Genomic DNA, 15653 nt, shown 5'->3' with positions numbered 1-15653 from the left:
AGCGTTTAACAGCCACACTAAAGGGCCTCTTAAACGATCAAAAAACGAACAAAAAACAAATAAAAACAAAGACTAAACAGTAAAAGCTCACTGCTTTTACTGGGACTACTAGAAGAGTTATCTGAGCAATTTGACAAGGGCAGAGGATCCTACTTTGTTTACGATTTATTACATCTGAGCAACCATTTCTGTATTTACATTTTAAATCCAAATAAAAAGCAGCCTCACCTTTGTTCAAGCCGCCATAGGCGCACAATAGGAGGGCGATAAATTTAATGCGCACCAATGCAAAGCAAAGTGTTCAAGCTTGATTTCTCGCAGCTATTTAAATAGTTAATCTAACAAGGTATTTTAACTATTTATTGGCGATACTTAGTGTTGTCGATAGTTCGACTTGAACGCTTAACAAGAAGAGTAATCATCTATGGAAGATAAACGCGCTTTAATCCTATCCGGAGGTGGTGCTAGAGCAGCATACCAAGTAGGCGTTCTTTCCGCGTTAGGTAAGATGGTGGAAAAAGGCAGCCCACTGCCCTTTCCAATTTTATGCGGCACCTCTGCCGGCGCACTCAACGCAACCATGCTAGCCACCAACGCGGACAACTTTACCAAAGCGGTGTCTAAACTTGCGTTTGTCTGGCGTCATCTTACCCCTGATCAAATATACACAATGGGGCGCTGGCCGATTGCCAGCTCGGTGACCAGAACATTACTCGCTCTTTTTCATCTACAAAACCGCCACAGCCCAATCGCCCTAATGGACAATGCCCCATTAAAAGCGTTGCTGGAAACCTTCATTGAGTTTCCCAATATCGACACCGCCCTCAAACAGGGACACCTAAGCGCACTTGCCGTCACCGCCATGAGCTACAGCACTGGCGAATCCACGACATTTTTCGAAGCAGAACGAAACATAAAGCCATGGCAAGGCAACCGCCGCAAAGGCATGATCGACAAGCTCACGGTCGACCATTTACTCGCCTCCAGCGCCATTCCAACCATTTTTCCCGCCCATAAAGTACAAGGTCATTATTACGGCGACGGCGCCATTCGTCAGAAATCCGCCATTTATCCAGCGTTGCAACTGGGCGCCAAGAAACTTTTTATTATTGGTGTGAGTGGCAACAGAAGCCCTAAAAAGTGGTCTAGCAAACACACAGATAAGCCTTCAAACGCACCCAGCATGGCGCAAATACTAGGCCAATTACTTAACAGCGCCTTTATCGACAATTTGGAAGACGATATTCGCCAGCTAGAAATAATGAATAACCTGATCCGTGATTTGCCTGAGGAGAAAAAACAGCATCACGCCTTGCCCACAGAAACCTTAATCATCTCCCCTTCTGAGGAACTGAACGCCATTTCTGAGCACTACATACACACGTTGCCCAAAAACGTTCGTATCCTACTCAAAGCAACGGGAGGCTCCATCTCACAAAATGCCAGCTCTGCCGCCAGCTACCTGCTCTTTACCCCAGAATATTGTCGAGCACTGATCGAGCTTGGTTACAAAGATGCCATGTGGGAGAAAGATCGCATTCAAGCCTTTTTACACGAAGGTACGCCGTCACAATGACATTTCAAGAATCAATGCCTGTGTCGGACAAAAACAAAAAAAGCCGCTAGAAGCGGCTTTTTATTGATCTGTGATCTTAACTCAGATGGCTTATTTTAATAAACCATCTGCCCTTTTAATCAAAGGCTAAGACGACGAAGATCGCTCAACATTGAATTCAAGAAGGTCATGAAACGACCTGCATCACCACCATTTACTGCTCTGTGGTCATAAGACAGACACAAAGGCAACATAGTGCGAGGCTCAAATTCTTTGCCGTTCCAACGTGGCTCAACGTCCGCTTTGGAAACACCAAGAATTCCCACTTCAGGACAGTTCACAATTGGTGTGAAACCTGTACCGCCGATGGCACCCAGACTAGAGATAGTGAAACAACCGCCTTGCATATCAGCTGGTTTAAGCTGCTTATCCAACGCTTTCTTGATCAAAACACTGGCTTCTTTAGCAATTTCAACAACAGATTTTTTATCTGCATCGCGCAATACAGGAACAACAAGACCCGCAGGGGAATCTACCGCGATACCAATATGCACGTATTTTTTCTGAACGTAGCTTTCGCCATCGGCCATCAAAGACACGTTGAATGATGGGTTTGCCACCATTGCTTGAGCAACCGCTTTAATCAGGAATGGAAGTGGCGTTAATTTAACACCTTGTTTTTCCATTTCGCCTTTCAAGCCCTTACGGAAAGACTCTAGATCCGTAATGTCAGCTTTATCGAACTGTGTTACCTGAGGAACAACCAAAGCATTACGCACCATATTTTGGGCGGTAAGCTTTTGGATCTTACTCATTTTAACAACGTCAATGTCGCCAAACTTACTAAAGTCTTGATCAGGCACTGTTGGCAAGCCTGCACCTGTTGCTACCGCAGATCCAGCTGGGGCAGAAACGGCTTTTTGAACCGCAGCTTTAACATAAGCGTGTAGATCCTCTTTTGTGATACGACCACGAGGGCCTGTCGCACGAACAAGAGACAATTCCACACCCAGTTCACGCGCCAACATACGTACTGCAGGGCCTGCATGTACATTTTTAGACGGTGTCGCTAGAACCGCAGCTTGATCAACATTCGCCGCCGCAGGAGCGGCTTTAGGAGCAGCTGCTTGCGCAGGTGCCGCTTCTTGCTTAGCTGGTGCTGCTTTAGGCGCTGGCGCAGAAGTGGCTTCAAATTCTAAATCAAGAATTGAGTCCCCTTCAGACACTTTATCGCCTTCTTTAACGGCAATGGATTTCACAACACCTGTTTTAGGTGAAGGAATTTCCATAGAAGCTTTATCTGTCTCGAGCACGATAATAGAATCGCCTTCGTTGACAGAATCTCCCACTGCAACCGCTACTTCAATGATCTCAACCCCTTCTGCACCACCAATATCAGGTACATTTACGGTTTCAACACCACCAGCAATGGTTTCTTGAGTCGCTTCAACAACAGGTGCATCCGCGCTTGCTTCTTCAGCAGGTGCCGCTGCAGCTGGCTGTACTTCTGCCGCCGTCTCAGTGGTAATGACCAACATATCTGAACCTTCAGATACGGTGTCCCCTACGCTAAGCAGGATTTTGCCAACTTTACCGCTGAATGGAGCAGGAATGTCCATCGACGCTTTATCCGTTTCAAGAACGATTAAAGAGTCACCTTCTGCGACGGTATCGCCTTCGGCAACACAAATCTCAATGACTTCAACGTCTGTTGCGCCACCAATATCTGGCACAGAGACTTTTTCTTCACTGCTAGACGTTGCGGCAGCGGCTTGTGGCGCGGCCTGCGGTGCTGGCTCAGCTTTCGCTTCTTCTGCCGGCTCGTCTGCTTTCGCTGGCGCAGCCTCAGCACCTTCTACTTCAAGGACTAAGACTTCAGAACCTTCTGAAACCTGGTCGCCTTCTTGAACAGAAATACTGACTACTTTACCCGCGATCGGAGAAGGAACGTCCATAGACGCTTTGTCCGTCTCCAATACAATAATAGATTGGTCAACTTCTACGATGTCACCAACTTTTACACTGATCTCGATAACATCAACATCAGCTGCACCACCAATATCCGGTACTCGAATGATTTCAGTACTCACGGAAATCTCCTTTGTCATATAGACGCATCAAACTGAATGACTAACCAGACTTGAGCAAGGCTCAAGTCTGGTACCTAGCTTGTTTATAATTAGCAAGTAACTGGGTTTGGCTTCTCTGGATCTAGACCAAATTTAGCAATTGCTTCGCTAACTACAGATGCATCAATTACACCGTCTTTCGCCAATGCACTCAAAGCAGATACAACGACCCAGTAGCGGTTGATTTCGAAGAAATGACGCAATTTAGCGCGCGTATCACTTCGACCAAAACCGTCTGTACCAAGTACGTTATATGTACCTTTCATGAATGGGCGAATTTGATCAGCAAACAATTTAACGTGGTCTGTAGAGGCAATCACAGGACCTTTGTCTGCCAAGCAAGATTCTACGTATGACTGACGCGGCTCGCTTTCTGGGTGAAGCATATTCCAACGACTTGCGTCTAAACCTTCACGGCGCAATTCATTGAAAGAGGTCACACTCCAGATATCAGAGTTAACACCGTAATCATTAAAGAGAATTTCAGCCGCCGCTTCTACTTCACGAAGAATAACGCCAGAACCAAGCAATTGAACTTGTTTCTTATTGGCTTTCTTCTCATGAGATTTCAGCTTGTACATCCCTTTGATGATGCCGTCTTCGACACCTTCTGGCATGTCTTCATGAGCGTAGTTTTCATTCATTACGGTTAGGTAATAGAAAACACTTTCTTTCTCTTTGTACATACGACGCAAGCCATCTTGAACGATAACAGCCACTTCATATGAGTACGTTGGGTCATAAGAGACACAGTTAGGAATCAAGCCAGCTTGAATATGAGAATGCCCATCTTCGTGCTGTAAACCTTCACCGTTCAGCGTAGTACGACCTGCAGTAGCACCAATCAAGAAGCCTCGAGCTTGTGAATCACCCGCTGCCCAAGCCAAGTCACCAACACGTTGGAAACCAAACATTGAGTAGTAGATGTACACAGGAATCATCGGCAGATTGCTGTTACTGTAAGAGGTAGCCAAAGCCAACCATGCAGAGAATGCACCAGGCTCATTGATCCCTTCTTGAAGAATTTGACCTTGAGCAGACTCTTTATAATACATAACTTGAGTGTGATCATGTGGTGTGTAACGCTGACCTTCAGAAGAGTAAATACCCAACTGACGGAACATACCTTCCATACCGAAAGTACGAGCTTCATCCGCTACGATTGGCACAACACGTTCACCAATGGCCTTGTCTTTCACCATCACGTTTAAGGCACGTACAAACGCCATAGTCGTAGAAATTTCACGACCTTTTGTGCCGGCTATTTGTGCTTTAAACGCATCCAATGAAGGCACTTCAAGCGCTTCACAATCACGACGACGAACCGGGAAATCTCCGTGCAGCTCTTTACGACGCGCACGTAAGTATTTCATTTCAGGGCTGTCTTCCGCTGGGCGGTAGTAAGGCAGATCCTTCAATTCTTCATCGCTGATTGGAATACCAAACTTGTCACGGAATTGAGCCAAAGACTCTTCATCCAGTTTCTTCGTTTGGTGAGCTGTGTTTTGAGCTTCGGCCGCTTTAAACATGCCGTAACCTTTAACGGTTTGCGCCAAGACAACCGTTGGTTGACCTTTATGAGTCGTCGCTTCAGCGTAAGCTGCGTAAACTTTATAAGGGTCATGACCACCGCGGTTAAGGTTCATAATGTCATCATCAGACATATCCTTAACCATCTCTAGCAATTCTGGGTATTTACCGAAGAAATGCTCACGCGTGTAGGCGCCACCATTGGCTTTGTAGTTCTGAAGTTCGCCATCGCAAACCTCGTCCATACGTTTTGCCAACAAGCCTTTGTCGTCTTTTTCAAACAGAGCATCCCAATGGCGGCCCCATAAGCATTTAACAACATTCCAGCCTGCTCCACGGAACACGCCTTCTAATTCTTGGACAATCTTGCCATTACCACGAACAGGACCGTCAAGGCGCTGCAAGTTACAGTTGATGACAAAGATAAGGTTGTCTAGTTTTTCGCGACCAGCAAGTGCAATGGCACCCAAAGATTCTGGCTCATCACACTCACCATCACCTAGGAACGCCCAAACCTTACGGTCACCTTGATCAATCAAACCACGGCTATGTTGGTATTTCATAACGTGCGCTTGGTAGATCGCTTGTAGTGGCCCAAGACCCATAGAAACGGTCGGGAACTGCCAGTAATCAGGCATTAACCAAGGGTGTGGGTAAGAAGAAAGCCCTTTCCCATCTACTTCACGACGGAAGTTATCAAGTTGCTCTTCAGTCAAACGCCCTTCGATGTAAGATCGAGCGTAGATACCTGGAGAAATATGACCTTGGAAGAAAACCATGTCCGCTTCTTGCTCACTGTCTGAACCACGGAAAAAGTGGTTGAAGCCAATGTCATAAAGCGTTGCTGCTGAAGAGAAGCTGGTAATATGACCGCCAAGAGTGGAATCTTCACGGTTTGCTTTCATTACCATTGCCAGTGCATTCCAACGGATTATGGAACGAATGCGACGCTCCATAAACAAATCTCCCGGTAACGGCTTCTCATTTTGAGGAGCGATAGTGTTACGGTAAGACGTTGTAATGGAGGCTGGCATTGCTGTGCCTGCTTTCGCAGCCTCTTTTGTCAAACGATCCAAAATGTATCGTGCGCGATCAGGACCTTCTTCTCGAAGGACAGACTCGATTGCATCAACCCATTCTTTTGTTTCGATCGGATCGATATCTTCGAGGATATGCTGCTCCGTCATAGTGTTAATAACCCCCGCTATTAGGACAGATCTCAAACCTACCAAGGACTTTTATTGTTTACCTTGGAGGCGACTTAAACGAACCAGCGGAATTTATATTAATAACACTATAAAAACCAGCCGACACGAGAAAAAGCGATACCTGACCTTTGTTTATCGGTATCGTTTTTTCTCTTTATCTAGACAGCGTTGTTATTATTTTAGAATTTGCTATCCACTCGACTACCAAAAAGAAATTGGTAGGTTCGTTTCCATATGGGCCTATATCTACTAAGCCCTTAATTCCCTTACTATGAAATTAACACCCCGTTTTGCAGAGTGATCATAGAAAGTTCAATAAACTGTTCACCACATTGTTTGTCGTTGTCAAAATAGTCATCTGCAAACGCATTCCCTATTTCGATTTGCCAGATAGTGGGCAAATCGGTGGTTCACTCTTCCTTTATAGGTATTCAAATCAGGCGTAAGGTTAACACCTAATCGCGAAATCGCCTAGACACCTACCTCAAGATTGAATAACTTCCCCACTATAAAAAGCTCGCACATTCAGCAATAGTGGCCTTTTTTTGACTAAGGCCACTCAGCAAGCCCTTTAAAATACTGGGCGCCAAGGGAAACATTCACAAAGAATATCCCAATCATAAGCAAAATCTATTTAGGCCAAAGGCGATCATTTATTAAACGATTCTGTCTTTTTTATAACGATCGCTTTGTTGCGCTTTTGCCTTCTCAACAAGAAATAGAACACTTTATAACCAATCCTTCCTTTCTCTCCACTGCCCATTGCCCCCTTTTATTTTACTAATTCACTTAATTCGCCTTTTCATCATTTGAATATCCATGAAAATTGCACAAGTGGGCGCTTCTCACACTGACGACTTCTTAGATTATCGCTACAATGGGCACTTTCTCGACATTAGAATAGGAAATAACATGACACTGTTGAATGCAGATTCACTCGAGCACATGACATCGAACGTCACTTTTGCTTTAAAAGAAGACGTAGGTGCGGGTGACATTACCGCCCAACTTATTCCAGATGACCATGAGATTACGGCGTCAGTCATCTCCAGAGAATCTGCTGTCTTATGTGGCCAAGACTGGGTAAACGAGGTTTTCAAACAGCTCGGTCATGATGTGACGCTAGAATGGCACGCCAACGACGGTGATCAACTAACCGCAAACCAACCTTTTTTAACACTAAAAGGCCACGCTCGTACTATTTTAACGGGCGAGCGCACTGCATTGAATTTCATTCAGACCTTGTCCTATACCGCTACCATTGCACGTCAATACGCAGAAGATGTCGCGGCCACGAACCTTACTATTCTTGATACACGAAAGACGCTACCAGGCTTACGCAGCGCACAAAAATACGCGGTTAAAGTCGGCGGTGCACAAAATCACAGAATTGGACTTTTTGATGCCTTCTTGATCAAAGAAAACCACATTATGGCAGCAGGCTCGATCACCAATGCGGTCAACATGGCCAAGCAAATTGCGCCAGGCAAAACCATCGAAGTGGAAACAGAAAGCTTGGCAGAGGTTGCCCTAGCCGTGGAGGCTGGCGCCGACATCATTATGTTGGACAACTTTTCCTATGAAGACATGGCAACCGCTGTCACCCGCTTTAAAGGACAAGTAAAATTTGAAGCATCTGGTAACATGGATCAAGAAAAGCTAAAACGGGTTGCCCAAACAGGGGTGGATTATGTTTCCATTGGCGCCCTCACCAAACACGTTCAAGCCATCGACCTCTCTCTTCGAGTCCATAAATAAGGAACATATGATGAGCGACAGTATATTAGTCATTAATTGCGGCAGCTCTTCTCTGAAATTTGCTGTTCTGTGTGACGAAGGACAATCCGTATTGCTCGAAGGCATTGCCGATAGACTCGGCTATACCAACAGCACTCTTACGTTTAAAAAAGACGGCAACAAAGAGTCTATCCACCTTAAAGAAGGCACTCATAAGAGCGCCGTCGCCGAAATCAAAAAGTGGTTAAGTGACAGACCGGCTATTTTGGACAGCCTAACGGGGATTGGTCACCGGGTCGTACATGGTGGCGAGACCTTTAGTCAATCTGTGCTGATTGACCAATCTGTCATAAACGGCATTGCTGAATGCGCGAATTTTGCGCCCTTACACAGCCCAGCTCATATTATCGGCATGAATGTGGCCATTGAACTCTTCCCGGGCATACCGCAAGTTGCCGTGTTTGATACCGCGTTCCACCAAACGCTTGCAGCGGAACAGTACCTTTACCCGATTCCTATGGCACTGTATCGACAGCACCACTTTCGCAAATACGGTTTTCATGGCACCAGCTATCGCTACATTAGCCGCCGTTTGGCAGAACTTGAACCAAACAGCCTACAACAAGGTGTGCTTGTCGCGCATTTAGGCAACGGCGCCAGCACCTGCGCAATCAATAAAGGCCAATCCACAGACACCAGCATGGGGATTACGCCACTTGAAGGCCTTATGATGGGGACGCGCTGTGGCAGTTTAGACCCAAGCCTGCTTTCTTTTATTGCTGAAGCGGAAGGCATTTCCTCGGCCGACGCATTGGATGTATTGAACAAAAAAAGCGGTTTGCTGGGCATCTCCGAACTGTCCAATGATTGCCGAACCTTAGAAGAAGCCATGGCACTGGGCAATGAACAAGCCAAATTAGCGCTGGATATGTTTGCCATCCGAACCGCCAAATACCTTGTTAGCGCCGCCACCACTCTCGACAGCATTGATCATTTGGTCTTTACCGGTGGCATTGGTGAAAATTCCTCCTATGTTCGCGCGGCCATATGCCAACAATTAAAAGCCTTTAATATTTACATTGATGGTGATAAAAACTCTTTACGGGGGGCGACGATGAGCATTGAGTCAAAACAGAGTCATGTCAAAGTCTGGATCATCCCAACCAACGAAGAACTTATGATTGCTTTGGATACCATCCACTTAATTCGTCAATAATTTATATTAACCAACACTCGTACAAGTAGGACCCCTTAATTATGTCGACAAACGTGTTAATGACAGTACCGACCGGACCCGGTGTTGGTTTAACATCCGTCTCTGTTGGACTGGTTCGTGCCCTAGAGCAACAAGGTTTGAAAGCGAGTTTTTTCAAACCCATCGCCCAGCCACACCCAGGCGATTGCGGCCCAGACAAATCAACCGCAATGGTCGCACAAGGATCAACGCTTACACCGGCCGAGCCAATTCCCTTGCATGAGGCCGAACGATACCTATACAACGACAATATCGAAGAGTTAATGGAAGAAATCGTTGGTCGCTTCCAAGCCAGCGTAGAGCCAGATTCCACCGTCATCGTCGAAGGTCTTGCGCTTATCTCAGGGCACCCTTATGCAACCCGCTTGAACAAAGCCATTGCGCGAACCCTTGATGCAGGCTTAGTGCTGGTCACCGCCCCTAATAATATGCGCGTGAACGAACTTGAGCATCACGTTGAAATTGCCGCTGGGTCCTACGGTGGCATTAAAGCCCCTGACGTCATTGGCTGCATTTTAAACAAAACCACTCCGGGTTCATTAGGCGTTAAATCCTATGGTGACTTATTTGCTCAGCGCGGTATTTTTAAACGCAACTTCAGTCTTCTAGGGCAAATTCCCGTTTCTGAAGAACTCACCTACCCGCGAGTCAAAGACGTTGCAGACTTTTTACAAGCCAAAATAGTCAACGCTGGCGAGATGGAATCGCGACGTGTTCAGTCCTACACTTTGTGCGCCCGTGGCGTTGAAAACATGCTGGAAGCTTTGCGTCCAGGTGTTCTGGTATTCACCCCTGGGGATCGTACCGACATCATCATGGCGACCGCCATTGCCGCGCTTAACGACACTAAAATCGCCGCTCTGGTATTAACCGGTGGCTATCAGCCTAGTGACGCACTAATGGTCTTGTGTGGCAAAGCCATGGCGAAAGGCTTGCCAGTGCTTTCTGTGACGACCAATAGCTGGGAAACGGCGATCACCATGCAGTCGTTTAACCAAGAAATTCCCTTGGACGACAAAGAACGCATATTGACCGTTAAAGAACACATTGCCCGCTGTATTGATCATGACTGGGTCAATTCTTTTGCGATGAACCAAGAAGAAAGAAAACTGTCTCCACCAGCGTTCCGTTATCGCTTAATAGAGCAAGCTCGATCCCTCAACAAGCGAATCATTCTTCCTGAAGGTGAAGAAATTCGCACGATACAAGCGGCGTCCATTTGCGCTGAGCGTGGCATTGCACGCTGTACGTTATTAGGCAAAGAAGCTGAAATTCTTCGTATTGCACAAAATAACGGCATTGAGCTTAGCCATGGCGTCGAAATCTTAGACCCTGAGAGCATTCGTGAACGTTATGTTGCTCCTATGGTTGAGCTGCGCAAACATCGCGGACTGACTGACATCATTGCCAGAGAGCAACTCGAAGACAATGTGGTGCTCGGTACCATGATGCTGCAAACCAACGATGTTGATGGTCTTGTGTCTGGTGCGATCCACACCACCGCCAATACCATACGTCCTGCCCTACAGCTCATTAAAACATCAAAAACTGCGTCGCTAGTCTCTTCCGTTTTCTTTATGTGCTTACCAGATCAAGTACTTGTTTACGGTGATTGCGCGATCAATCCAGACCCTACAGCCGAACAGCTTGCTGAAATTGCAATTCAAAGTGCCGATTCCGCTACCGCGTTTGGGATTGCACCAAAAGTCGCCATGATCAGTTACAGCACCGGTGGTTCTGGTAGCGGTAATGATGTGGATAAAGTGCGAGAAGCAACCGCGATTGCACAACAGCGCCGCCCAGATTTGCTGATTGATGGGCCTTTGCAATACGACGCCGCCATCATGGAAAAAGTCGCCAAACAGAAAGCGCCTAATAGCAAGGTAGCAGGCAAGGCAACCGTGTTTATCTTCCCTGACCTCAACACAGGAAATACCACCTATAAAGCCGTGCAACGAAGCGCAGACGTAGTCAGTATCGGCCCAATGCTGCAAGGCATTCGCAAACCCGTTAATGATTTGTCTCGTGGCGCCTTGGTGGATGACATAGTCTACACCATTGCGATTACGGCCATTCAAGCTGGTCAAACCAACCAAGGCAACGCATAACCTGCCATCGATGATGGCTGGTGATTGAATGCCACAGAAATAGGCTAACGCCTTCCCATAACCTGATGAAAGCCATTTCATCAGGTTATTTTTTTATCTGCTGATCTCTCTCGTTTTTTAATACCTGTCTTTCCTTAGCCGACCCTCAGCGTTTCTAGCGCGTCCATTTGATTGCAAAAATTCACACAAGCAAGTGGTGTTATTCCACAAATAGGCTAGTGTTTTATTAACGATTAGCAGGAAGCTAACGTCCCTTACCCTCTTCAAGGAGTGAAGAAATGAACCGTCTACGCGCCCATCAAGGTGGATTTACGCTATTGGAATTAATGGTCGTCATTGCCATTATTTCTATTCTTGCCGCCATCACCGCCCCAACGTTTACCCGTCAAATCACAAAAGCAAAACTGGTTGAAGCTCAAAATATAGCCACCCAAAGTCAATCGTTTATTGAGGAGTACATTCTGCTCAACGGGACCTTCCCATCCACCACTGAGTTCGCTGCCATAGCGCCCACGGTCGCAAGCGATTCTATTGTGAAAAGTATTGCGGTAAGCGATCAAGAAGAAGGCACTGGCAGTGTGACTGTGACACTCAACAGCGACACCGGTATTAGCGAAGGGAACTATTTCAAATACAGCAGAGATGACAGCAATGATTGGCAATGCGTCTCCGATTTGGACAGTAAGCTCCTTCCCCCGCAATGCAGCACGATAGAGGTCGAATAGTCATGACTTTAGAGGAGATTTTAGCCAGTGCCATCAAGCTTGCTGCCAGTGACATACACATAGAACAAACGGCCGCTGGTATCCATGTCAACACACGACAATATGGCGTCATTCACGTACTGGCGACCTTAGGGGCAGACAATCCGTTGATCAATCGTATTAAAATGCGAGCCAACTTAGACCTGTCTGAAACGCGCAGAACTCAAGAAGGCCAATTCAGTTTTACCTACCAACAACAAACGACGTTTGTTCGCGTAAGCCTTATCGCCACCATAAAAGGGGAAAAAGTTGCATTACGTCTGCTGCCCGAAAAAACACGCTTCAACCTTGATAGCATAGGACTGCCCGATTCTTTGCAAGTACAGCTGGTCAATCAACTGGAAAAGCCAAATGGATTAATCCTCGTCTGCGGAGCGACTGGCGCGGGCAAAAGCACAACGCTTTACTCTTGTTTAGATTATTTGAACAATGAGAAACGCACTATTTTTACCATTGAAGACCCAGTAGAGCATGAAATAAGCGGACTCTTTCAATGTGAACCAAAGCCAGAAATCGGCCTCAATGCCATCCATCTGCTAAAAGCGTTTTTACGACAAGACCCAGACATCATTATGGTGGGGGAAATCAGGGACGCAGAAACCGCCAATCTTGCGATTAATGCATCGTTAACAGGCCACCTAGTGTTAGCCACTTTGCATACGAATTCTACGCTGGATGCGATCCATCGCTGCCGCAGCTGGCAAGTCGACTTTTTTTCACTTGTCAGCTCCCTCAAGCTGATCATCCACCAAGCCATGGAATACCGCTCCAGCAGCCAAAATGCGCTGTTTAGTGGCTTGTTGCCTTTGTGGAAAGAAACCTTGCCAATAGATTACCAGCAACTTATTGCTACCCCTTCATTGTGGCAGGCGTATAGCCATAAAAACTCAGGGGGAGCAGATGCCTTGGTTTAGCGTCAAATTTGATGGCACGACTTACTATCGATACGCCGTATCAGAACGCCGTTTGTTACTGCATTATGTGTCGTTAGGGCAATGGAATATAGATTGTCGACGCTATACACCACGACACTTCAACTACAAAACCTTGCTTCTCTTTTTCACTGAAATTAACAGTGCACTGCAAAATGGACTGCAACTTAACGAAGCAATACACAGCCTTTCTGAGTCCTCCAGTAACCCAATCTTAAATAAAAACTGCTTGGCGATCTGCCATGAGCTGCATACCGGAGAAGCCTTTAACACTATTTTATCGAGACTCTCAAATCAACGCTGCCAGCCTTACTGCCAACTCATCGTTAGCGATGGCTCAAGAGAAGATTGCGAGCAAAGCATTAAAACCTCAATAGAACAACTTACGTCGCTTCTCGCGTGGTCTGCAAAACTGTTAAAAGGCATTACCTACCCCTTTTTTATCATGCAGGTCGCGCTGGCTATCAATTTGCTTCATAGCCTGTTTGCCAGCACTGACGCCCCTTCTAATCTTCTACTCAACACAAGCATGTATTTCATAACGAGCTTTGTCCAAGCCATAATAGTGATCAATTTCATCAATGGAAACGCCAGTAACTGGTTTGAGACTTTCAACGCAAGCTTTCGCTTAACAAAGTTATTGGCGTTATTGAACGCCAGCCGTAAAACAGGCAAGCCCTTGCAGCAAGCACTGTACAAAATGCCTCTGCACTTTAATCACGCCACATTAAAGGAAGAGATTCTTTTTACTTACTACTCGTTACAACTCGGCAACAGCTACCAAACTAGCTTTCCCACAAGTTGGTTTCCCAAAGAATCCGCTTTAGCACTCGATGCCGCCAGTCAAAATGGGGACATCGACAGGGCCCTAACATTGGCAGCACAAGAGCATGAACGACAATGCCAGCAGGTGATTTATTGGTTTGAAAAGATCGTCCCTGCCTGCTGTCTTTTTATTGCCGCAGGCTTTGTTGTGTCCGCGTTATTGTCCATCTACCAACCTTTGTTGGCGCTGTCTTAATGACGCTCACGCTATTATCAGCAGCGCTGTATGCGTTCAGCTTACTGTGTCTTGGTAGTTTTGCAGCGCTGTTTTCCATTCGCTGGCCTGCCGTTAATCTCTACTTAGCCGAAAAAGAAGCCCATGAGCTGCTCTCTCTTAATTTTATAAAAACACCGCCCAAAAACAGTGTCTTTGGACGCTCCTACTGCCCCCATTGTCATCACACCCTAGGCTGGAAAGACACAATTCCTCTGTTTAGCTATTGTTATTTAAAGGGGCAATGCCGCTATTGCGCCAAGTCAATTTCAGCCTATTATTGGCGCATCGAAATACTGTTTTTGATCACTGGGCTTCCTCTTCTGTGGTTACCGCTCAGTCTTTATGAGCTGATTCTTAACACCGTTATTATCAGTGCACTGCTCAGCGCGGCCATTATTGATTACCAGCACAGACTCATTCCAAATGAATGCAGCGGCCTTGCCATCGCAGCCGCTTTAGCGCTAAACATAGGCACCCCTAATCTAGATGCGTCTATTTTAGGGGTCTTGTTGGGATATGCGATTGTTGCCCTGCTTAGAGAGTGCTATCTTTATTATCGAAACAGAGAAGGCATTGGACTTGGCGATGCAAAACTGCTTGCAGCGCTAGGCGCTTGGACATACATGGAATCGTTATTCTCTATTCTTTTGTATGCCAGCCTTTTAGGTATTGTATATACCGCTATTTATTATAAGACAGGCAGGCAAAACATACCGTTTGGCCCTTTTTTAGTCATTTCAGGCATCGCCCACTTTTATTGCATTCACTTATGAAACAGAATCATTTATCGCCCATTGTTGGGCTTGCTGGCGGCATAGGGTCAGGCAAAACCACCGTGACTCAACGCTTCAACGCACTTGGTATTCAAAGCGTCGACGCGGATGACGTTGCCCGTGAAGTTGTCCTTCCAGGATCAGACTGCCTTAACCAAATCGTAGCGCGCTTTGGCGCCAACATTCTATTAACCGATGGCAATTTAGACCGTAAAGCCCTGCGCGACATTGTCTTTAAGCACCCAGACGAAAGGCGCTGGCTTGAGTCCATTACACACCCAAAGATTAAACAATCCATCGCCGAACAACTGGCCAAAGCCTCTTCTCCTTATGTGTTATTGGTGCACCCTCTGTTGTTCGAAACTGGCCAACATAAAATCTGCCAACTCGTGATTGCCATTGACGTTCCTAAAGCGCTACAAATAAAGCGCATTATTCACCGAGATGACAGCACTGAAGAGCAAGCTCAAAGCATTATTAATGCCCAGATAAGCAATTCAGAACGATTAAAACAAGCGGACTTTATCCTTAAAAACGATAGCAATTTGATTGACTTAGATGATAAAGTCATGGAATTAAACCAGTGTATTTTAGAACGATTGAATGTAAGAGATTAAAAG

General features: G+C 46.2%; 11 protein-coding genes. 9 read left to right on the top strand and 2 right to left on the bottom strand.

Annotated features, from left to right (window positions below; all coding sequences use genetic code 11):
- Nucleotides 1-424 precede the first annotated feature (424 nt).
- Entirely contained in the window at nucleotides 425-1576 is a 1152-nt protein-coding gene (locus ACIGBN_RS06300) for a patatin-like phospholipase family protein (RefSeq protein ID WP_133004051.1), read from the top strand.
- 119 nt (nucleotides 1577-1695) lie between these two features.
- Here the strand turns inward: ACIGBN_RS06300 and aceF are convergent, their stop codons facing one another.
- Both aceF and aceE read right to left on the bottom strand, forming a co-directional pair.
- Nucleotides 1696-3645 (bottom strand): pyruvate dehydrogenase complex dihydrolipoyllysine-residue acetyltransferase, encoded by a 1950-nt coding sequence (gene aceF, locus ACIGBN_RS06295; protein ID WP_396664310.1) that lies wholly within the window; start codon nucleotides 3643-3645, stop codon nucleotides 1696-1698.
- A gap of 89 nt (nucleotides 3646-3734) precedes the next feature.
- Nucleotides 3735-6401 (bottom strand): pyruvate dehydrogenase (acetyl-transferring), homodimeric type, encoded by a 2667-nt coding sequence (aceE, locus tag ACIGBN_RS06290; RefSeq protein ID WP_133004053.1) that lies wholly within the window; start codon nucleotides 6399-6401, stop codon nucleotides 3735-3737.
- A gap of 933 nt (nucleotides 6402-7334) precedes the next feature.
- Here aceE and nadC point away from each other — a divergent pair.
- From nadC to coaE, 8 genes are all read left to right on the top strand, one after another.
- On the top strand, nucleotides 7335-8180 hold the full coding sequence (gene nadC, locus ACIGBN_RS06285; RefSeq protein ID WP_133004079.1) for a carboxylating nicotinate-nucleotide diphosphorylase: 846 nt from the start codon (nucleotides 7335-7337) through the stop codon (nucleotides 8178-8180).
- Nucleotides 8181-8190: 10 nt separating this feature from the next.
- Nucleotides 8191-9375 carry an acetate/propionate family kinase gene (locus ACIGBN_RS06280; RefSeq protein ID WP_396664307.1) on the top strand — a complete coding sequence of 395 codons (1185 nt, stop codon included), beginning with the start codon at nucleotides 8191-8193 and terminating at the stop codon, nucleotides 9373-9375.
- Nucleotides 9376-9416: 41 nt separating this feature from the next.
- Nucleotides 9417-11522, top strand: coding sequence for a phosphate acetyltransferase (gene pta / locus ACIGBN_RS06275; RefSeq protein ID WP_396664306.1), 2106 nt, complete (start codon nucleotides 9417-9419; stop codon nucleotides 11520-11522).
- Nucleotides 11523-11800: 278 nt separating this feature from the next.
- Nucleotides 11801-12247, top strand: coding sequence for a pilin (locus ACIGBN_RS06270; RefSeq protein WP_396664304.1), 447 nt, complete (start codon nucleotides 11801-11803; stop codon nucleotides 12245-12247).
- A gap of 2 nt (nucleotides 12248-12249) precedes the next feature.
- The gene (locus tag ACIGBN_RS06265; protein WP_396664302.1) at nucleotides 12250-13200 is read left to right on the top strand and encodes a GspE/PulE family protein; all 951 of its coding nucleotides are present in this window, start codon (nucleotides 12250-12252) and stop codon (nucleotides 13198-13200) included.
- Nucleotides 13187-14239 (top strand): type II secretion system F family protein, encoded by a 1053-nt coding sequence (locus tag ACIGBN_RS06260; RefSeq protein WP_396664301.1) that lies wholly within the window; start codon nucleotides 13187-13189, stop codon nucleotides 14237-14239. The genes ACIGBN_RS06265 and ACIGBN_RS06260 overlap by 14 nt, the downstream gene beginning before the upstream one ends.
- Nucleotides 14239-15033 (top strand): prepilin peptidase, encoded by a 795-nt coding sequence (locus tag ACIGBN_RS06255; RefSeq protein ID WP_396664299.1) that lies wholly within the window; start codon nucleotides 14239-14241, stop codon nucleotides 15031-15033. The genes ACIGBN_RS06260 and ACIGBN_RS06255 overlap by 1 nt, the downstream gene beginning before the upstream one ends.
- A complete protein-coding gene (gene coaE, locus ACIGBN_RS06250) occupies nucleotides 15030-15650 on the top strand; it encodes a dephospho-CoA kinase (protein ID WP_133004060.1) in 621 nt (206 codons plus the stop codon). The genes ACIGBN_RS06255 and coaE overlap by 4 nt, the downstream gene beginning before the upstream one ends.
- Nucleotides 15651-15653: the final 3 nt, after the last annotated feature.

This window comes from Marinomonas sp. NPDC078689, assembly GCF_044542435.1.
Lineage (GTDB): Bacteria > Pseudomonadota > Gammaproteobacteria > Pseudomonadales > Marinomonadaceae > Marinomonas > Marinomonas arenicola.
The sequence above is the reverse complement of the archived record's forward strand: the minus strand, read 5'-3'. Positions and strand labels throughout refer to the sequence as shown.

Coding starts and splice junctions, on each gene's coding strand:
- ACIGBN_RS06300 (WP_133004051.1), top strand. CDS start 425: ATGGAAGATAAACGCGCTTTAATCCTATCCGGAGGTGGTGCTAGAGCA.
- aceE (WP_133004053.1), bottom strand. CDS start 6,401: ATGACGGAGCAGCATATCCTCGAAGATATCGATCCGATCGAAACAAAA.
- nadC (WP_133004079.1), top strand. CDS start 7,335: ATGACACTGTTGAATGCAGATTCACTCGAGCACATGACATCGAACGTC.
- ACIGBN_RS06280 (WP_396664307.1), top strand. CDS start 8,191: ATGAGCGACAGTATATTAGTCATTAATTGCGGCAGCTCTTCTCTGAAA.
- pta (WP_396664306.1), top strand. CDS start 9,417: ATGTCGACAAACGTGTTAATGACAGTACCGACCGGACCCGGTGTTGGT.
- ACIGBN_RS06270 (WP_396664304.1), top strand. CDS start 11,801: ATGAACCGTCTACGCGCCCATCAAGGTGGATTTACGCTATTGGAATTA.
- ACIGBN_RS06265 (WP_396664302.1), top strand. CDS start 12,250: ATGACTTTAGAGGAGATTTTAGCCAGTGCCATCAAGCTTGCTGCCAGT.
- ACIGBN_RS06260 (WP_396664301.1), top strand. CDS start 13,187: ATGCCTTGGTTTAGCGTCAAATTTGATGGCACGACTTACTATCGATAC.
- ACIGBN_RS06255 (WP_396664299.1), top strand. CDS start 14,239: ATGACGCTCACGCTATTATCAGCAGCGCTGTATGCGTTCAGCTTACTG.
- coaE (WP_133004060.1), top strand. CDS start 15,030: ATGAAACAGAATCATTTATCGCCCATTGTTGGGCTTGCTGGCGGCATA.